At 48.9% G+C, this 17,356-nt stretch carries 19 protein-coding genes; 9 read left to right on the top strand and 10 right to left on the bottom strand.

The window, feature by feature from the left end; all coding sequences use genetic code 11:
• Positions 1-102 precede the first annotated feature (102 nt).
• Positions 103-843 carry an ABC transporter substrate-binding protein gene (locus UNDYM_RS14075; protein WP_162041600.1) on the top strand — a complete coding sequence of 247 codons (741 nt, stop codon included), beginning with the start codon at positions 103-105 and terminating at the stop codon, positions 841-843.
• A 72-nt stretch (positions 844-915) separates the two neighbouring features.
• Here UNDYM_RS14075 and UNDYM_RS14070 read toward each other — a convergent pair whose 3' ends face one another.
• The 8 genes from UNDYM_RS14070 to UNDYM_RS14035 all read right to left on the bottom strand — a co-directional run bounded on the left by UNDYM_RS14070 (position 916) and on the right by UNDYM_RS14035 (position 7,994).
• On the bottom strand, positions 916-1,713 hold the full coding sequence (locus UNDYM_RS14070; RefSeq protein ID WP_162041599.1) for a peptidyl-prolyl cis-trans isomerase: 798 nt from the start codon (positions 1,711-1,713) through the stop codon (positions 916-918).
• A 50-nt stretch (positions 1,714-1,763) separates the two neighbouring features.
• A complete protein-coding gene (locus UNDYM_RS14065) occupies positions 1,764-2,036 on the bottom strand; it encodes a BolA family transcriptional regulator (protein ID WP_162041598.1) in 273 nt (90 codons plus the stop codon).
• Complete coding sequence (locus tag UNDYM_RS14060) at positions 2,033-2,656, bottom strand: septation protein A (RefSeq protein ID WP_162041597.1); 624 nt, start codon at positions 2,654-2,656, stop codon at positions 2,033-2,035. Before UNDYM_RS14060 ends, UNDYM_RS14065 begins: the two co-directional genes overlap by 4 nt.
• Positions 2,657-2,666: 10 nt before the next feature.
• A complete protein-coding gene (gene msrB / locus UNDYM_RS14055; protein WP_370529475.1) occupies positions 2,667-3,062 on the bottom strand; it encodes a peptide-methionine (R)-S-oxide reductase MsrB in 396 nt (131 codons plus the stop codon).
• A 26-nt stretch (positions 3,063-3,088) separates the two neighbouring features.
• Positions 3,089-4,567 carry a YdiU family protein gene (locus UNDYM_RS14050; RefSeq protein ID WP_162041596.1) on the bottom strand — a complete coding sequence of 493 codons (1,479 nt, stop codon included), beginning with the start codon at positions 4,565-4,567 and terminating at the stop codon, positions 3,089-3,091.
• Between the two features lie 88 nt (positions 4,568-4,655).
• Positions 4,656-6,500 (bottom strand): chemotaxis protein CheA, encoded by a 1,845-nt coding sequence (locus UNDYM_RS14045; RefSeq protein ID WP_162041595.1) that lies wholly within the window; start codon positions 6,498-6,500, stop codon positions 4,656-4,658.
• On the bottom strand, positions 6,500-7,258 hold the full coding sequence (locus UNDYM_RS14040) for a protein phosphatase CheZ (RefSeq protein ID WP_162041594.1): 759 nt from the start codon (positions 7,256-7,258) through the stop codon (positions 6,500-6,502). The genes UNDYM_RS14045 and UNDYM_RS14040 overlap by 1 nt, the downstream gene beginning before the upstream one ends.
• Before the next feature lie 256 nt (positions 7,259-7,514).
• Positions 7,515-7,994: a putative toxin-antitoxin system toxin component, PIN family gene (locus tag UNDYM_RS14035; protein WP_162041593.1), complete on the bottom strand. Its 480-nt coding sequence runs from the start codon at positions 7,992-7,994 to the stop codon at positions 7,515-7,517.
• A gap of 22 nt (positions 7,995-8,016) precedes the next feature.
• Here UNDYM_RS14035 and yaaA point away from each other — a divergent pair, with 22 nt between their 5' ends.
• Positions 8,017-8,793, top strand: a complete 777-nt coding sequence (yaaA, locus tag UNDYM_RS14030) for a peroxide stress protein YaaA (protein WP_162041592.1) — start codon at positions 8,017-8,019, stop codon at positions 8,791-8,793.
• Positions 8,794-8,849: 56 nt separating this feature from the next.
• Here the strand turns inward: yaaA and UNDYM_RS14025 are convergent, their stop codons facing one another.
• On the bottom strand, positions 8,850-9,653 hold the full coding sequence (locus UNDYM_RS14025) for an outer membrane protein assembly factor BamD (protein ID WP_162041591.1): 804 nt from the start codon (positions 9,651-9,653) through the stop codon (positions 8,850-8,852).
• A gap of 43 nt (positions 9,654-9,696) precedes the next feature.
• Between UNDYM_RS14025 and UNDYM_RS14020 the strand changes: the two genes are divergently transcribed.
• Both UNDYM_RS14020 and pgeF read left to right on the top strand, forming a co-directional pair.
• Positions 9,697-10,737 carry an RluA family pseudouridine synthase gene (locus UNDYM_RS14020; RefSeq protein WP_162041590.1) on the top strand — a complete coding sequence of 347 codons (1,041 nt, stop codon included), beginning with the start codon at positions 9,697-9,699 and terminating at the stop codon, positions 10,735-10,737.
• Positions 10,734-11,543 (top strand): peptidoglycan editing factor PgeF, encoded by an 810-nt coding sequence (gene pgeF, locus UNDYM_RS14015; protein ID WP_162041589.1) that lies wholly within the window; start codon positions 10,734-10,736, stop codon positions 11,541-11,543. Before UNDYM_RS14020 ends, pgeF begins: the two co-directional genes overlap by 4 nt.
• Before the next feature lie 11 nt (positions 11,544-11,554).
• Here pgeF and UNDYM_RS14010 read toward each other — a convergent pair whose 3' ends face one another.
• Positions 11,555-11,818 (bottom strand): hypothetical protein, encoded by a 264-nt coding sequence (locus UNDYM_RS14010; protein ID WP_174244911.1) that lies wholly within the window; start codon positions 11,816-11,818, stop codon positions 11,555-11,557.
• Positions 11,819-11,952: 134 nt separating this feature from the next.
• Between UNDYM_RS14010 and phaC the strand changes: the two genes are divergently transcribed.
• From phaC to UNDYM_RS13985, 5 genes are all read left to right on the top strand, one after another.
• Positions 11,953-13,671, top strand: coding sequence for a class I poly(R)-hydroxyalkanoic acid synthase (gene phaC / locus UNDYM_RS14005; RefSeq protein WP_162041588.1), 1,719 nt, complete (start codon positions 11,953-11,955; stop codon positions 13,669-13,671).
• A 43-nt stretch (positions 13,672-13,714) separates the two neighbouring features.
• Positions 13,715-14,455, top strand: a complete 741-nt coding sequence (locus UNDYM_RS14000) for a 3-ketoacyl-ACP reductase (RefSeq protein ID WP_162041587.1) — start codon at positions 13,715-13,717, stop codon at positions 14,453-14,455.
• Between the two features lie 299 nt (positions 14,456-14,754).
• Positions 14,755-15,312, top strand: a complete 558-nt coding sequence (gene phaR / locus UNDYM_RS13995) for a polyhydroxyalkanoate synthesis repressor PhaR (protein WP_162041586.1) — start codon at positions 14,755-14,757, stop codon at positions 15,310-15,312.
• A gap of 154 nt (positions 15,313-15,466) precedes the next feature.
• Positions 15,467-16,849, top strand: coding sequence for a 30S ribosomal protein S12 methylthiotransferase RimO (rimO, locus tag UNDYM_RS13990; protein ID WP_232064068.1), 1,383 nt, complete (start codon positions 15,467-15,469; stop codon positions 16,847-16,849).
• Positions 16,849-17,325 (top strand): hypothetical protein, encoded by a 477-nt coding sequence (locus tag UNDYM_RS13985; RefSeq protein WP_162041585.1) that lies wholly within the window; start codon positions 16,849-16,851, stop codon positions 17,323-17,325. The genes rimO and UNDYM_RS13985 overlap by 1 nt, the downstream gene beginning before the upstream one ends.
• The last annotated feature ends 31 nt before the right edge of the window (positions 17,326-17,356 follow it).

The raw sequence follows: 17,356 nt of genomic DNA, 5'->3' as shown, positions 1-17,356 counted from the left end.
CCTCACTTTATGAAGATGATTTACATTCTCAGTACAGAATAAAACCTTTACGTGGCACAGCTTTCCTTATAATGAATCGTCAGGGAAACTTTCTCCAGATAAATGCGATATCTGCTCTTCTTTGCTATGTTCTTTTTCTTGCATCATGCTGGTGCGGCGGAGCGCGTACGTGCTTGTGGTGGGGATAGTAACTGGCCGCCCATGTCTTATATCAAGTCTGCAGGAACACCTGTTGAGGGACTGTCGGCGGATATCTTGCGCAACATCTTTACCGACCCAAAAATAGAACTCAGGCCTTGGGCGCGTTGCCTGTTTGAGGTCCAGGCACGTGAGGGTTTCGATATTGTGATGTCGGTGTTCAGGAACCCTGAGCGTGAAAAGGTGTATTTGTTTTCCCGCAGTTACCATAGTCTTACGCCATCTTATTTATATTCTGCAAAAAAATTCCCGCAGCCCCCACTGCAAATGCTCAGTGATCTGGAGAAATATAAAATCTGCTCTTTACATGGCTCATCGACTTTTTATACCCGTCTGCCACCCTCTGTCATCGAAAGTGGCGCAACCAGCTATACCAGCCTCATGCGCAAGATAGAGCGGGGGCATTGTGATATTGTGGTGGATATGCAAGAAGTGTTATGGGGCTTTGCCCGCCTGAGTCTTTTGCCTCTGGACATGAGTACATACAAGATACAGAGCTTGCCGCAGACTGAAAAATACCCCCTGCATTTTGGTGTCAGCAAGGAGCATCCCCAGGCTGCACAAATCATAGAGCAGCTCGATAAAGGCCTGATGGAGTTGCAGAAAAATGGGAAATTGAACAGCATTATCAATAAATACCAGTAAATATTGATAAATACGTGCTGGAAAAAACAAAAGAGGCGCATTGCGCCTCTTTTATCTTAATACTTCACCACTTTATTGAGTAATTTTAGCTTTTTTATACAGGGATTGCTGGAATGCCTGCAGGTGTTGTTGTGAAATGCCGTTCACAAAATCACGTTTCACTTCTTCAAGTGTAGGGAATTTCGCTGTACGCGTATCATCAAGCTTGACGATATGGAACTTGTCTTTCCCTTGGGCATCAGTCATTTTTACAGGCGTTTCTGTAAATTGACCCTTTTGCAGTTTGCTCAGCACAGGGGCGAATGCTGGAGGCCAGCCGCTAGGTATGGACCAATCCAGATCACCACCTTTGGAGGCGTTGCCAGGATCTTTGGAGACTTGTTTGGCCAGCTCTTCAAATTTGGCGCCGCCTTTCAATTTGGAAATTGTGGCTTTTGCTTCATCTTCTGTATCCAGAACGATGTTGAACAGGTGGTATTCCTTGTCGCCTGCCTGAGCTTTTTGCCTGTCATATTCTGCCTGGACTTCAGCGTCAGTGACAGGGTTCTTTTTCAGGTAGTCAAACATCATTGCGCGAACCAGAATGGTTTGGCGTGCTTGTTCAATAGCTTGTTTTACATCGGCATTTTTTGCCAGGCCTGACTTTTCAGCCTCTTGTATCAAGACTTCATTGACGATCAGGTCTTGCTTGATCTGTGCGCGCAGCTGAGGCGTATCCTGCTGCTGGCCTTGCGTTACCGCTTGTTTTACTAATGCTTCAAGTTGGCTGGCAGGGATAGCCTTGCCATTAACTGTAGCTACGTTCTGAGCCATTGCAGGCAGGGCAGTTGCAAGAAGTACTACCAGCAAATGAGCAGGTTTAAAAGTCATTGTCTGTTCCTAAATAACAAAATAAATAAAACGGATTATAAATAAACTGCTTAGGTCGGTATCTCTGACGGACTTAATGCCACAATATTGAGGGCATGAATTTCCGTTTGCATCATAACGCCAACGGCATCATACACTAGTCGATGGCGAGAAATGCGGTTTAATCCTTCAAATTGCTGACAAACTATTCTTACACTGTAATGACCTGCACCACCAGCCGCACCAGCATGGCCCCGGTGAGCCTCGGAGTCATCTGTTAATTGACAGTCAACTGGCTGCAAGGTTTCAGTCAGACGGGCTAATATTTTGTCCGTGCGCGTCATTGTGCAGGTTCTTCCATGTATTTAGCCAGAAACAGGCTCTGGATAATGATAAATGCCGGCATGATGGCAACAACGGCCAGGAGTTTGAAATTGGCCCAGGTATCCGTAGAGAAATTAAACGCCACATAGAGGTTAATGAACCCCATGAGCAAGAAATACGCCATCCATGCATAGCTGAGTCGTGTCCAGATATGTTCTGGCAACTTGATTTGCCCGCCCATCGCCAATTGAATCAAGTTACTCTTGAATACAAACTGTGCCAAGGCAAACGCACCGCAGTAGCACCAGTAAAGTACAGTTGGCTTCCATTTGATAAAGGCTTCGTTTTGGAAATACAGGGTGGCACCACCGAACACCATGATAATAATGAAGGAAATCCATAGCATGGCATCTACCTTCTTGCGACGTATCAGCAGATAGCCTATCTGAAATACGGACGCGACCAAAGTAATCGCTGTGGCTAGCAAAATAGGAGCCAGTTCAGCGGTGGTTACTCCGCCAGAGACTACGCCGGAAAAATAGTCGGATACGATGGATTGTGCAGCAGTTGCATTTTTCTCACCCCATTTGAGAGTGAGAAAAAACAAAACTACCGGAAACATATCAAAAAGAAATTTCATTTACAGACAATCAGGTTACTGGGTCAAACTTCAAGGAGGCTGAATTAATGCAATAGCGCAACCTTGTAGGTGGTGGTCCGTCAGGGAATACATGCCCAAGATGAGCGTCGCAGATATTACACAAAATCTCAGTGCGCGTCATGCCATGAGATGTATCAACTTTTTCACGTACATGGGCTGGATTTAATGCCCTGAAGTAGCTTGGCCAGCCGCAACCGGAATCAAATTTGGCATCGGAGGCAAATAAAGGCGTGTTGCAGCAAACGCAGGTATAGATGCCAGCCTCATGATGATCCCAGAATTTGCCTGTAAAAGCGCGCTCTGTGGCTGCGTGTCTGGTGACCTCATACTCCATGGAGCTCAGTTGCGCCTTCCATTCGGCATCTGATTTGACGATTTTACTCATGATTTCCTCTTCACTTCTTTCTTGTATCAGGATGAACAACTGACTTCCAGATGCTTTGCCCAGTCTGGCGGCAAGCTTGCATAGTCGTCGTGTTCCTCTTGTTCGTCATAGGGATTTTTCAGGATGCTCAATAATTTCCTGACTTCTGAAAAATCCTTCTGTTGCGCTTTTTCTATAGCCTGCTGCGCAAGATAATTTCTTAAAACATATTTGGGATTGACTGAAAGCATACTGGTTTGACGTGTCTGTTCATCACTTTGTTCCATAATCAGACGCGCCCGGTAATTCAGCAGCCATGTGTCCAGACTATCCCTGTCAAGAAACAAATCACGCAACAGCTCATCATTGGTCGATTTCTGGTTCGAAAGCTTACTCAAATGACGGAAACTCAGGGTGAAGTCGGCATGATTACTTTGTAACAAAGTGAAAAAGCTGGCAAATAAATCGAGATCGCCTTCTTGATCTGTTTTCAAGCCAAATTTTTGACGCATGAGTTCTGACCATTTTTGCCGATAAACAGCAGGATAATGGCTCAGGGCCGCATTAGTGTCATCGACACTTCCTATGAGTGGCGATAAAGCTTGCGCCAAGGCCTGGCAATTCCAGTTCCCTATGGCAGGTTGCATGCGATACGAATAACGGCCTTGCTGGTCAGTATGGTTGCAGATATGTTTTTCATCGTAAGCTTCCATGAAGCCGAATGGACCATAGTCCAGCGTCTGTCCTATGATGGACATGTTGTCGGTATTCATGACGCCGTGCATAAATCCCACGGCCTGCCAGTGTGCCATCAGTTCGGCAGTGCGGGTGGTGACGGTAGTCAGCAGCGCCTGGTAAGGATTGTTTTCTGCCTGCAGTTCAGGATAGGAATGCGCAATGACATAATCAGCCAGTTGCCGCAGATTATCCATCCTGTCGTTGTAATACCAATGTTCAAATGAGCCAAAGCGTACAAAGCTCGGCGCTACCCGGGCGACAACCGCGCTGGTTTCTGGTGTCTCGCGAAAAACCATCTGGTCTGAGCCGATGACACACAGAGCGCGCGAAGTTGGTATGTTCAATGCTGCCATTGCTTCCGAGCACAAAAACTCACGTATGGATGAGCGCAATACCGCGCGTCCATCACCCATGCGCGAATACGGTGTCATGCCAGCACCTTTTAATTGAATTTCCAGATGTTGGCCAGCATGGGATATGCCACCCAGCAACAAGGCACGGCCATCACCCAGTTGACCAGCCCAGACACCAAACTGATGGCCTGAATAGACTGCTGCCAGGGGCTTGCTGCCAGGAAGAACCTGGTTGCCGGAAAAGTAATTCAAAAATTCTGGAGAATTAAGGCTGGCCTGGCCCAGGTTCAATTGCGCTGCAACTTCATCGCTGGCCGCGACCAGATAGGGTTTATCTATGGGGCTGGCTGAAAGCTGGGTATAAAAATGCGGGGGAAGTTCTGCAAACTTATTCTCCAGCACGAATTCTTGCAGAGAGAGTGGGGGTGTGGTCATGAGGTGCCAGGTGGCTATAAAAAGAATAAACGCATTTTGACAGATTTGGTCAAAATGCGTTTATCAGTTGCTTGCTCGTGATGCGGGATCAGGCAGTAATACGTTCCCTGGTCTTGCAACCATCAATCAGGAAGGACAGGCTGATCACCAGAACCAGCTCACCTTCAGCAGAGCGGGCAGTGCCCGTAATGCCTGGTGTGCTGATGCAGGTCAACGGTTTAATGACCAGATCGGCGGTACCATCAACCGCATCGACAGACAAGATGTAAGGGCTGGGAGCTGCAATGACGATACCAACTCTTTCTGACGCTGGTGTGTAGCCCAATATCTTGCCCAGAGACTTGACTGGCAAAGGCCGGCCCAGATCACGCAAAACAGGTTGACCACCGACGCTTTCAAAGGTTTCTGGTAATTCAACCACACGCTGCACGGTTGCCATAGGCAATGCCAGCGAAGCGCCATCGGTGCGTACCAGCATGGTCGGCACGATGGACAGTTCGATTGGCAAACGGATCAGGAAGGTTGTGCCAGTTCCTAATTGCGAGGCGATGCGTATTGCTCCACGATGGCGTTCTACCGCAGTTTTTACTACATCCATGCCAACGCCGCGGCCAGATACGCTGGAGGCAACTTCCTTGGTCGAGAAACCTGGCAAGAAAACCAGCTGGAAAGCCTCGTCGTCGGTGCGGGCATCATGCGCATTGATCAAGCCTTTGGAGATGGCTTTATCGCGCAGTCTTTGTGCATCCATGCCCTTGCCATCATCTGTCACTTCTATCATGACGCTGCTGGCTTCCTGCCAGGCTTTCAGTGAAATCGTGGCACGAGGTGCCTTATTGGCATTGATGCGTTCCTCAGCAGTTTCGATACCGTGATCGAGGGCGTTGCGCAACATGTGGACCAATGGGTCATACAAGCTGTCAACGACCACTCGATCGACTTCTGTCTCGGCACCGGCAATGTTCAGATCGACTTCTTTGCCAAGGTCACGTGCCAGTTCCCTGATCAGTCTTGGGAATTTCTGGAACAAGCGTCCCACAGGCTGCATGCGCGTTGCCAAAGTAGCGCGTTGCAATTCAGTTGAATAGCGGGAGGCGCGTGTCAGGGTTTCAGTCAGGGCAGACATCAGCGGTGCTGCCTGGCCGTCAAACTTGAATTGCGACAGTTTTTCAAGTAATACGGCGGCCTGGTTGGCTGCCTGCACGGATTCACCGGCAACTTCGAGCAAGACATTCAGTTTGACTGCATCTATGCGTATGCTTTCTTCTTTTGCGGGCGCGTTCTGTTTGATTTCTGCGCCTGATAATGAAGATTTGACAGCTTCGGTTTCTTCCCGCTGCGTTGGTGCTGCAGCGTGTACTTCCTCTTCCTCGGCGGCTTCGGATTCGGCCTCGGGTAAGGTGCCTGGCGGTGTCACGGCGCGGAAATAGGCTTCCCAGTCAAGTTCACCGTCATTCTCTTTTTTTGCTGCAGGTGGGGCAGCCTTTTCTACGGGCTTGGGCGTATCTGCCGGTCTGGCTTTGGCCGCCGCCGGTTTTTTGCTGACGCCCTTCATTTCTATGGCGTCTGTCAGCATTTTTTCCAGCGACTTGGGCATGGTCGAGAGCTTGTCTGGCTCAGTACCATTATTGAGCGCGGTTAACTGGTCTGCGACAAAGCCGCTGGCCTCAAGCGCTGCTTCTATCGCCTCTGGCGTGACAGGAACTTGTCCCGTGCGCAGGGCGTCAAAGAGGTTTTCGGTCAAGTGGCAGGCCGATACCATCGCACTCAAGTTCATGAAGCCAGCGCCGCCCTTGATGGTGTGGAAGGACCGGAATACGGCATTCAGCGTATTCATGTCGCCGGGATTGCGCTCGAGCGAAAGCAGATGTTCTTCTACATTGGTCGCCAGATCGAGCGCTTCGACGACAAATTCTTTGAGCATGTCATCCATTAGAAACCCAGACTATCAAGTAGGTTATCTACATCGTCCTGTTCCAGTGCTGCGTTCGGGACGGAAGGGCCTTCCATCAATTCTACTGCTTTTTCTTTCAATTCTACAGGCGCATTGTCCAGCAGAATTTGGGTCAGTTCGTGCTCAACACGCTTGTTGATGGCCACCACTTTTTTGATCAACTGACCTGTCAGGTCTTGGAAGTCTTGCGCCATCATGATGTCCAGCAGGCGTGCTTTTTCAGCATCGGTCGCCGTCAGCACACTATTGGCAAAAGTCTTGGAATCTGTTGCCAGGGTTTTGAATTCATCAACGCTGAGTTTGCCATCAAACAGGTCTGTCCAGCGAACATCCATGGACTTGGCTTTCTTGGCCAGTTCATCTTGTTCAGGCATGCCCAGATCTGTTGCGTTCAAGACTTTGTTGGCGGCTTGCTCAGTCAGGGTGGCGACATATTCAAGCCTTCCCTGGGCATCTGCAATCTGCACTGCAACGTCTGATAGCGAACGGTCATAGCCGAGCTCGCGCATGGAGTCATGCAGCATTCTGACAATGCCGCCCAAACGGTCAAAAATGGGTTTGGTGGCGTCTGCATCTTCGCTGTGAAAATTGAACTTGGCAGGAACCGGTTCCTGCAATATAGGTTCGCTAATCACAGTAGGCGCTGCTTGGGAAGAGGGGGACTCTACATTGGTTTCCAGGCGCTGATTGGCCATTTCTTCAAACAATGCGTCCAGATCATCTGCTGAATCGGTCATAGTCCTTGGTTCTCCATAATCGCATTGATCATTGTGTAAAGCTTCACAAATGTCACGTTGTGTCAGCGGGAGTATGCAGACATGTTCTGAGTATTGCTGCCGTTCAGATACAACGTTTCTGCATGGACTCCGTTTTTTTTCCTGATTTATTTTGCTTGAATCAGGGGGTAATTTTTATCCATGAACAAGACTGCTTTTTGCTCCTGTTCATAGTAGCAGGACATTACCGAAGAATAACCCAGAGTAATAAAATTTGTCATTCTTTTGTTACTCCCGATGCAGTTTTGTCACATTCTTTTACGTAAGTTCGCAAAAAATGTTCTGGCGTCTCTATTCTGAACATGCCAGCCTGCTTCATTTTTCTGGCGAGCTTGAGCAAAGCCTTGTCTTTGGTGATCAAAACTTCAGCATGGGCATCGCGTGCAATCTCAAGAAATTTCTGATCATCCTTGTCACTGCAGACAGGGAGTCTATAGCCGGTATCGGCGGGAGCGAGGCACTCGATATGGGCATCAAACAGGGCCGTCACCGCTTCGGCGCTTTCGTGTCTTGCTGCAAGATGAGGGTAGTCGAGTACTGCCAGCCATTCATCCCGACAATCTGTGCGGGTCAGGGCCTTTAACTGGCCATTGCTGAGATCATCAAGCAGGACCGACCATCTGGGATCTTTGAATACAAACAAATCCAGACACACATTGGTGTCAAGAATTACGCGCTTAGGTATGATGTCGGTCATTTTTGTCTATTAAGTTCAATTTATGCTCATTGTATTATCTCCAGCCAAAAGTCTGGATTTTGAAACACCAGTAAAAACCAGGACGAAAACTGCGCCCCATTTTCTGGTCGAGGCAGAACAACTGGTGGAAATAGCCAGAACATATAGTGCTGATCAACTGGGCAGGCTGATGGATATCTCTCCTGCGCTTGCTGAATTGAATGTGCAACGCTTTGCTGACTGGTTGCCACAGCCGGACGCACAACATAGTAAACAGGCAGTATTTGCATTTAATGGAGATGTGTATGAGGGGCTCGATGTCGCGAGTCTGACATCTCCACAACTGAAATACTTGCAAAACCATCTGCGTATTCTGTCTGGTTTATACGGTTTATTGCGTCCGCTTGATCTCTTGCAGGCATACAGGCTGGAAATGGGAACTGCGCTAGCCAATCAGCATGGTAAAAATCTGTACAGTTTCTGGGGAGATAAAATTAGTTTACTGTTGAGCGATGCTATTCAGCAACATAAATCACAAGTTCTGGTGAATTTGGCATCTGATGAATACTTCAAGGCGGTAAGACCAGCAGTTTTGGGGGCAAAAATCATTTCTCCCGTCTTTCAGGACTGGAAAAATGGCAAATACAAAATCATTTCTTTTTATGCCAAACGCGCCAGAGGCTTGATGGCCAGATATTGTGCCCAGCATGGCATACGCAAGGTCAATGACTTGAAAGCTTTTGCTGAAGAGGCTTATGCTTATTGCGAAGAGGAATCTACCAGCACTGAATGGGTGTTCCGGCGCAAAATAGAAGATTGATGTAAAGTCAGGGCACATGCTTGCGCCCTGACTTTACATCAGGGTTGCTTACATTCTTACCAGAATTTCCACCACGCATCGCGCTTACCGGCTTTGCCTGTCAGGTAATCACTTTTTGGGAAGTTCTGCAAGAAGACGCGGTTTGCATCGTCTCGCAGCTCTGTCATGCCCATCGCATCGTAGGAGCGTATCAAAATGAACATCGCTTCTTCAATGGAGGGTGCATCCGGATATTCCTTGATGGCAGACTGCGCGCGGTTGGCTGAGGCCAAGTAGGCGCCACGACGCAGGTAATAGCGTGCAACGTGTACGTCATATTGCGCGAGTGCATTCACCAGATATTTCATGCGCAGGATCGCGTCTGGCGTATACTTGCTGTCTGGGAACTGGACTGCAAGTTGCTTGAAGGCATCAAAAGAATCGCGGGAGGCTTTAGGGTCGCGTTCGGTGATATCCTGGTTTGCCAGGAAATTGAGCAAGCCGACCTGGTCGTTGAAGTTGATCACGCCGCGCAAATAATACATGTAATCTACGTGACTATGATTCGGGTGCAGCTTGATAAAGCGTTCCACCGCGGCCAGCGCCTGGGCCTGGTCACCTTGCTTGTAATAAGCGTAGGCAGTTTCCATCTGCGCTTGTTGTGCGTAAGTACCGAAGGGGAAGCGTGATTCCAGTTTTTCAAAGTATTGAATTGCCTTTTCATAACCCCCACTGGACATTTCGTCTTTAGCTTCAGCGTATAATTTTGATGCTGACCAGGTTTTGGTCTCATCGCCTTTTTCACCAAAGACCCCGCAGCCGCTTAAACTTAAGGACGCGGCAACAGCCAGAACCAGCAATTTCAAAGATTTAATGTGCATAAATTTGTGCGTGAGCATGAAAACAATTTACGGATTATAGCCGATGGCAAAAAATGTGAAACAAACTACTACAGTGATTTTGTCAGATTCCGACCTGGACACTGAATTGGAAGGGCTGAACGATACCACCGAAGTGGACGAAGATTTTGCCCTTGTAGTAGAAAATATAGAATTAAAGCTTACTTCGGATGCTTGTGGTGAGCGTTTGGACAAGACTTTGTCCAAACTGGTTCCACAATATTCAAGAAGCCGCATCCAGCAGTGGATAGAAGACGGTTTTGTCAGCGTTGATGGCAAGCCTGGTCGTGGCAAGATGACCATGCTCGGCGATGAAAAAATCATCATTGAGCCACAGGCAGCGCCCGACGAAGGTGCTTATGCACCTGAAGACATCCCTTTGAACGTGGTGTATGAAGACGATGACATCCTGGTCATCAACAAACCAGCTGATATGGTGGTGCACCCGGCAGCGGGTAACTGGTCAGGCACTTTGCTCAATGGCTTGCTATATCGCTGGCCTGCTTTGCTGGGTGTGCCTCGCGCCGGCATCGTGCACAGGCTCGATAAAGATACTTCTGGCTTGATGGTGGTCGCCAAAACCCTGATTGCCCATACTGAACTGGTACGCCAGTTACAGGACAGGACAGTCAAGCGTGAATATTATGCGCTGGTATGGGGTACGCCTAATTTGTCAGGCACAGTCGATGCACCCATGGCCAGACATCCGCGTGACCGCATCAAGATGGCGGTTTCACAAAGCATGCTTGCCAAGCCTGCTGTCACGCATTTCCAGCGGGTGGCGGCTGGCATGCTGGAAAAATTCCCTGTCAGCCTGGTGGCCTGCCAACTGGAAACTGGCCGCACCCATCAAATACGTGTTCACATGTTGTCACTGGGTTTTCCTCTGGTAGGTGATCCTTTATATGGCAAGCAGCATCTGGCCCGCTTTTTTCATCGCCAGGCGCTGCAGGCACGTAAGCTGGGTTTGACGCACCCGACCACAGGCGAGCATGTGGAGTGGGAGGTCCCATTAGCTGATGATTTTGCAGCATTACTGCTGCAGGCTGGCATACAGACAGTATGAAACCAGACGGCAAGAACTTAGCTGCTCTTGCTCCTTTCCCGGTAGTGCTGCCCAACTGGCAGCACGCGCCCGCTAACGTGCGGGCGTTCACCACTACCCGTCATGGCGGGGTCAGTCTTGGCCCCTATGGAGATGCAAGCGGTAACGCTGGCTTCAATCTCGGTGACCATGTCAATGATGATCCGCTTGCTGTAAAACAGAATCGGGATAAATTAAATCGTCAATTGCCTTCGGATGTCATATTCTTATCACAAGTGCATGGCAATATAATACTGAACACGGCTGACCTTGCTATTAGTAAGTCCAATATCGGTGATGCGGTTCTCAGTACGCAAGCAGGGCAAGTCTGCGCCGTGCTGACTGCGGATTGTTTGCCGGTTTTATTTGCCGATGTCACCGGTAAGGTCGTTGCGGCAGCCCATGCTGGCTGGCGTGGGCTGGCTGGTGGCGTGTTGCAAAATACCGTGTTAGCGATGAGAGGTAAGGGCGCGCAAGAAATTATTGCATGGCTTGGTCCAGCTATCGGGCCGCAAGAGTTTGAAGTAGGGCGTGATGTACTGGATGCTTTTGCTGCACAGATTCCTGATGCGCAGGCGTATTTCAACGTGCAAGCCAGGCAGGATGGTGCAGAAAAATATCTGGCGGATCTTTACGGGCTGGCAAGAAAATTGCTAAATGACATCGGTATTGACCAGGTTTTTGGCGGAGACCATTGTACAGTGAGCGAAGTGACAGAGTTCTATTCATACCGCCGTGATGGTGTCAGCGGAAGAATGGTCAGCCTGATCTGGATTGCGCCGGATTAAAGCTGCTTGATTTAATCCGCTTTCGTTTCGACTGATTGGTGCGCTTTATGCAGTTGATCGTCGTATGAAAGTGTTGGAGTTTCAGATTGTTTTTGCAGTGCAGCTTGTTTTTCCAGTCGTTCACGCTTGCGCTGTGGTGTACGCATCAGGTATAAAACTATTGTTAAAGGAAAAACGCAATACAAGAGGAAAGTCATGATGCCTGCGATGACAGAGTGTTCTGTGATCGACATCATCAGTACGACATAAATCCAGGCGATTGCAACGATATACATAAAAACCTTGCTACTTATTATTGTGAATGCTTGATGTGGGCAAGCAATGGTAGGAACTGTATTGCAGCTTATTTAGTCAGGGAAAGAAAGCTTAAAATTATTTCGAAACGATACGCGAAAATCAGGAGGCACGCATGAAGACTTTCGATCCTCAAGCTATGTACTCCGAGTGGATGTCACAGCTAGTGAATCAAGACAAATGGCAGGAGTGGATGAAACCTGCCGCAACAATGAACCCCATGCCAGCAGCAGATATGCTGAAGGACTTGGGAGCGCAGATAGATCCTGCCACCATGACGCGCTTGCAAACGGAGTATATGCAAGAGTTCGGCAAGCTATGGCAAGACTTTGCTGTATCCAAAATCCCTGATCTGAAAGACAGGCGTTTTTCAGCCCCAGACTGGCATAATCATGCCATGCACTCTTATAGTGCAGCATCTTATTTGTTGAATGCACGTTTTTTGATGGCCATGGCAGAGTCTGTGCAGGCACCAATCAAGACAAAACAGAAAATCGGTTTTGCAGTGCAGCAAATGATAGATGCGATGTCGCCGGCCAATTTTCTGGTTACTAATCCCGAAGCGCAAAGCAAATTGATCGAGAGTAAAGGCGAGAGTCTGGCCAAGGGCATTACTCAAATGCTGGCCGATATGCAAAAAGGCCGTATTTCCCAAACCGATGAATCCGCCTTCGAAGTCGGCAAAAATGTCGCAACATCAGCCGGTACCGTGGTGTATGAAAACCAACTGTTCCAGTTGATTCAGTATCAGCCTACCACCAAGACAGTTCATCAACGCCCCTTGTTGATGGTGCCGCCTTGTATCAATAAATTCTATATCCTGGATTTGCAACCTGAGAACTCGGTCGTACGCTATGCCGTCGATCAGGGGCACACAGTCTTCCTTGTATCCTGGGCGAACCCGGATGAAAGCATGGCCGAAGTCAGCTGGAATGACTATATCGAGGATGGCGCGATACAGGCTATCAAGGTCGTGCAAAAAATCAGCAAGCAGGACAAGATCAACACCTTTGGCTTTTGCGTGGGTGGCACCATCATTTCGACTGCCTTGTCTGTACTGGCGGCGCGCGGTGAGCATCCTGCCAGCAGCCTGACTTTGCTGACCACTTTGCTGGACTTTACCCAGACTGGTGTGCTCGACGTGTTTGTCGATGAAATGCAAGTCAAGATGCGTGAGCAGACCATAGGTCGTCGTGGCATTTTGCCGGGCAAGGACCTGGCCAGCACATTCTCCAGCCTGCGGGCAAATGACCTGGTCTGGAATTATGTACAGTCTAATTACCTCAAGGGCGAGGCTCCGCCACCATTCGATCTCTTGTACTGGAATGCCGATAGTACCAACTTGCCTGGCCCGATGTTTTGCTGGTACCTCCGCAATACCTATCTGGAGAACAAACTCAAACAGCCTGGTGCCTTGACAGTCGCGGGCAGCAAGGTCGATCTGGGCAAAATCGATGCACCTTGCTTTGTCTATGGTTCACGTGAAGATCACATTGTTCCCTGGCAGGCAGCTTACGCTTCTACAGCCTTGCTCAATCCCCGTAATAAAGACAGGAACCGCTTTGTGCTGGGTGCATCGGGTCATATCGCCGGGGTGGTGAATCCCCCGGCCAAGAAAAAGAGAAGTTATTGGACCAACGAGCAGGCTGGCCTGGATGCAGAAAGCTGGTTTGCTGGTGCCACTGAACACCCAGGCAGCTGGTGGCCAGAATGGTCAGCCTTTTTGAGCGAGCATGGCGGCAAGATGGTGAAAGTGCCAGCTAAGCCTGGAAACGCAGAATTTCCTGCAATTGAAGCCGCACCCGGACGGTATGTGAAGGTAAGGGCAGATTGAAGGTTTGTTGTTAAGTAGTTAAAATTCAATGAGGAGAACAAGTATGTCAAAACGTGTTGCTTATGTTACTGGTGGTATGGGTGGTATCGGAACTCCAATTTGCAGACGTTTGTGCAAAGATGGCTATACAGTCGTTGCCGGTTGTGGCCCGAATTCAGCCCGTAAGGATAAATGGCTGGCAGATATGCGTGCAGAAGGCCTGGACATTCATGCTTCTGAGGGTAATGTCTCGGACTGGGAATCGACCAAGGCAGCTTTTGAAAAGGTCAAGGCAGAAATTGGCGAAGTCGATGTGCTGGTCAATAACGCGGGTATTACCCGTGATGGTCAGTTCCGCAAGATGAGCAAGGCAGATTGGGATGCGGTGATGGACACCAACCTGAACTCCTTGTTCAATGTCACGAAACAAGTTATCGACGGCATGGTGGATCGTGGGTGGGGCCGTATCATCAATATTTCTTCTGTGAATGGTCAAAAAGGCCAGTTTGGTCAGACTAACTACTCGACGGCTAAAGCAGGTATCCACGGCTTCTCCATGGCTCTGGCGCAGGAGGTGGCAACCAAGGGGGTGACGGTCAATACAGTATCCCCAGGTTATGTCGGTACTGACATGGTCAAGGCCATACGCCCAGACGTGCTGGAAAAAATTGTGGCTGGCATCCCTGTCAAGCGTCTGGCTGAGCCTGAAGAGATTGCCTCTATTGTTGCCTGGATTGCATCTGATGAAGGTGGTTATGCTACTGGTTCAGATTTCTCCATCAATGGTGGTTTGCATATGGGCTAATCGCCGCCAACCATCAGAAACTGCCAGGAATTAGAATATATTTTTTAAATTGGCTTTTTAGCCTCCCTGATTGCTGTCTTTCTTCTGCAGTGCGGTAAAATATGCCCATCAGAGTCGCAAGATTTCGATGGGCATATCTTTTGCAGGCTGCAAAATACAAGATATAAAAAAGGGGACAAACATGAAAGCTGTTTTGGCCGGGCCAGAATAAGAATCATGTTTGCGTGAATAGTCTGTGCTACTTTGACGAGTGATCCTCGTAAAGTGGCAGGATATCGAAGTGTTTAACTGAGATCTCAATGAATAGCGCAAAAAAATCAACACAGCATCTGATCAAGAAATATCCTAACCGTCGTCTGTATGACACCCAGACCAGTAGCTATATCACGCTGGTTGATGTCAAGCAGTTTGTATTGGAGAACGATGATTTCGCCGTAGTCGATGCAAAAACTGGCGAAGACCTGACGCGCAGCATACTGTTGCAAATCATTCTGGAAGAAGAGGCGGGTGGTACGCCCATGTTCTCCAGTGTGGTCTTGTCGCAAATCATTCGCTACTATGGTCACGCCATGCAAGGCATGATGGGCAATTACCTGGAAAAAAATGTCCAGGCCTTTATTGATATCCAGAACAAACTGGCCGAGAATTCCAAGGGTATTTACGAAGGCAAGCCCTTCAGCCCTGAGATGTGGACGCAGTTCATGAATGTTCAGGGCCCGATGATGCAGGGCATGATGGGCAACTACATAGAGCAGAGCAAGAATTTGTTTGTGCAAATGCAAGAACAAATGCAAAGTCAGGCAAAAAATATGTTCAATGTCTTCCCCTTCAATCCAGAAGATGTGAATAAAAAGTAAATGATATTCAAGTCGAACGGGTACGTATTCTGACTTAAGCCTCTGATTCTTCAGGAAATTATGACAGATGCGGCAAGTTGGGCTGGCAAAAAGGGTACAATAGCGGATTCGCTTTTGTACCCTTTTTGCTCTTATTTGCTATTAATTGTCCTCTATGTCTATCTCTGAAATTCGTCGTCAAGAAATGCCTGCTACCCACAAGGTGGGATTTGTGTCCCTGGGTTGCCCAAAGGCGCTTGTCGATTCCGAACAAATCCTGACCCAGTTGCGTGCTGAAGGTTACGACACTGCCAAATCCTATGACGGTGCCGATCTGGTCATCGTTAACACCTGCGGCTTCATTGATGCCGCTGTGCAGGAATCTCTGGATGCGATTGGTGAGGCACTGGCTGAAAACGGCAGGGTCATCGTGACTGGTTGCCTGGGCGCTAAAAAAGATGCTGACGGTAAGGACATGATACAGTCTATTCATCCTAAAGTGCTGGAAGTGACTGGCCCACATGCAGTCGGTGAAGTCATGGCGGCAGTGCACAAGCATTTGCCTAAACCGCATGAGCCTTTCATGGATCTGGTGCCAGCACAAGGCGTCAAACTGACGCCCAAGCATTTCGCTTACCTCAAAATATCCGAAGGCTGTAACCACCGCTGCAGTTTCTGCATTATTCCCTCCATGCGTGGTGATCTGGTGTCGCGCCCGATTGCCGATGTCATGCTGGAAGCAGAAAACCTGTTCAAAGCCGGGGTCAAGGAATTGCTGGTGATCTCCCAGGACACCAGTGCCTATGGCGTGGATATCAAGTTCCGCATGGGCTTCTGGAATGGCAAGCCAGTCAAGACGCATATGACGCAGTTGGTGGAGGCGCTGGGTGAGCTGGCCAAACAATATGATGCCTGGGTGCGCCTGCATTATGTGTATCCGTATCCGCATGTCGATCAGATCATTCCTTTCATGAACAATGGTCATGTCCTCCCTTACCTGGATGTGCCTTTGCAGCATGCTCACCCTGACGTGCTAAAGCGTATGAAGCGTCCGGCGAGCGGCGAGAAAAACATAGAACGCATCAAGGCCTGGCGTGAAATGTGCCCGGAGATCACGATACGTTCCACCTTCATCGCCGGTTTCCCTGGCGAGACAGAAGAAGAGTTTGAATACCTGCTCGACTTCCTTAAAGAGGCTGAAATTGATCGTCTCGGTTGTTTTGCCTATTCACCGGTCGAGGGCGCAACAGCCAACGAGATAGAGAACCAGTTGCCAGATGAGGTCCGTGAAGACCGCCGCCGCCGTGTCATGGAATTGCAGGAAGGCATATCCAAGAAACGCCTGCAGGCCAAGATAGGTAAAACCATGCGTGTCTTGATCGATTCCCTGGATCGTAGTGGCGGCGTTGGCCGTAGCTCTGCAGATGCGCCTGAGATTGATGGCGTAGTCTATGTCAAGCCACCTTTCGAACCACACCGCAAACTCAAGGTTGGCGAATTCGTCGAAGTGAAAATTACGGCGGCTGATGCCCATGATTTGTGGGGCGAAGCGGTCTGATGAGATTTTTGTATTTCGCTGTATTGCCGCTGACTCTGTGCTCGGGGTTGGCGGCCCAGGCTCAGGTCAAGGCTGAGCCTGCTTCCATCCAGACTACACGCTTTGCTCCCATGGAGAACCCTTTTTTTGCGAGGGAAATTGAATTCCAGGGCAAAATCGGTGATGACAAGATACGTATGCATTTGCAACCCAAGGCCGAAGACAGGGACAGTGTCGAAGGTTCTTATGTCGTGGCAGGTGGCAAGCGTAATCAAGGTAAAAAGATTTTGTTGGCCGGTGAAGTCAGCGGCAACAAGCTCAGCATGGAAGAATCCGAAGACGGCATAGATGTATCCGGGCAGTGGGATGGTGAACTCAAGGACAATGTCATACGCGGTATCTGGCAATCAGATGATGGCAAAGTCAGTAAAGAATTCGTACTTGAATTGCTGCCACGCCCAAAAAGTAAAAAAACCAAAGCTGTCTTAACTAAATAAAATAGTCGATCGAGCTTTTCATCCAAGGCTG

It is taken from the genome of Undibacterium sp. YM2 (assembly GCF_009937975.1).
GTDB lineage: Bacteria > Pseudomonadota > Gammaproteobacteria > Burkholderiales > Burkholderiaceae_D > Undibacterium.
Note: the sequence above shows the minus strand (reverse complement) of the source record. Positions and strands in the feature narration are given on the sequence as shown.

Bases quoted from the DNA above. Each gene is read 5' to 3' on its own strand.
- UNDYM_RS14010 (WP_174244911.1), bottom strand. From the start codon at position 11,818: ATGTATATCGTTGCAATCGCCTGGATTTATGTCGTACTGATGATGTCG.
- pgeF (WP_162041589.1), top strand. From the start codon at position 10,734: ATGAAACCAGACGGCAAGAACTTAGCTGCTCTTGCTCCTTTCCCGGTA.
- UNDYM_RS14045 (WP_162041595.1), bottom strand. From the start codon at position 6,500: ATGGATGACATGCTCAAAGAATTTGTCGTCGAAGCGCTCGATCTGGCG.
- UNDYM_RS14000 (WP_162041587.1), top strand. From the start codon at position 13,715: ATGTCAAAACGTGTTGCTTATGTTACTGGTGGTATGGGTGGTATCGGA.
- UNDYM_RS14020 (WP_162041590.1), top strand. From the start codon at position 9,697: ATGGCAAAAAATGTGAAACAAACTACTACAGTGATTTTGTCAGATTCC.
- UNDYM_RS14070 (WP_162041599.1), bottom strand. From the start codon at position 1,713: ATGACTTTTAAACCTGCTCATTTGCTGGTAGTACTTCTTGCAACTGCC.
- rimO (WP_232064068.1), top strand. From the start codon at position 15,467: ATGTCTATCTCTGAAATTCGTCGTCAAGAAATGCCTGCTACCCACAAG.
- UNDYM_RS14040 (WP_162041594.1), bottom strand. From the start codon at position 7,258: ATGACCGATTCAGCAGATGATCTGGACGCATTGTTTGAAGAAATGGCC.
- phaC (WP_162041588.1), top strand. From the start codon at position 11,953: ATGAAGACTTTCGATCCTCAAGCTATGTACTCCGAGTGGATGTCACAG.
- msrB (WP_370529475.1), bottom strand. From the start codon at position 3,062: ATGAGTAAAATCGTCAAATCAGATGCCGAATGGAAGGCGCAACTGAGC.
- UNDYM_RS14075 (WP_162041600.1), top strand. From the start codon at position 103: ATGCGATATCTGCTCTTCTTTGCTATGTTCTTTTTCTTGCATCATGCT.
- yaaA (WP_162041592.1), top strand. From the start codon at position 8,017: ATGCTCATTGTATTATCTCCAGCCAAAAGTCTGGATTTTGAAACACCA.
- UNDYM_RS14035 (WP_162041593.1), bottom strand. From the start codon at position 7,994: ATGACCGACATCATACCTAAGCGCGTAATTCTTGACACCAATGTGTGT.
- UNDYM_RS14060 (WP_162041597.1), bottom strand. From the start codon at position 2,656: ATGAAATTTCTTTTTGATATGTTTCCGGTAGTTTTGTTTTTTCTCACT.
- UNDYM_RS14025 (WP_162041591.1), bottom strand. From the start codon at position 9,653: ATGCACATTAAATCTTTGAAATTGCTGGTTCTGGCTGTTGCCGCGTCC.
- UNDYM_RS14050 (WP_162041596.1), bottom strand. From the start codon at position 4,567: ATGACCACACCCCCACTCTCTCTGCAAGAATTCGTGCTGGAGAATAAG.
- phaR (WP_162041586.1), top strand. From the start codon at position 14,755: ATGAATAGCGCAAAAAAATCAACACAGCATCTGATCAAGAAATATCCT.
- UNDYM_RS14065 (WP_162041598.1), bottom strand. From the start codon at position 2,036: ATGACGCGCACGGACAAAATATTAGCCCGTCTGACTGAAACCTTGCAG.
- UNDYM_RS13985 (WP_162041585.1), top strand. From the start codon at position 16,849: ATGAGATTTTTGTATTTCGCTGTATTGCCGCTGACTCTGTGCTCGGGG.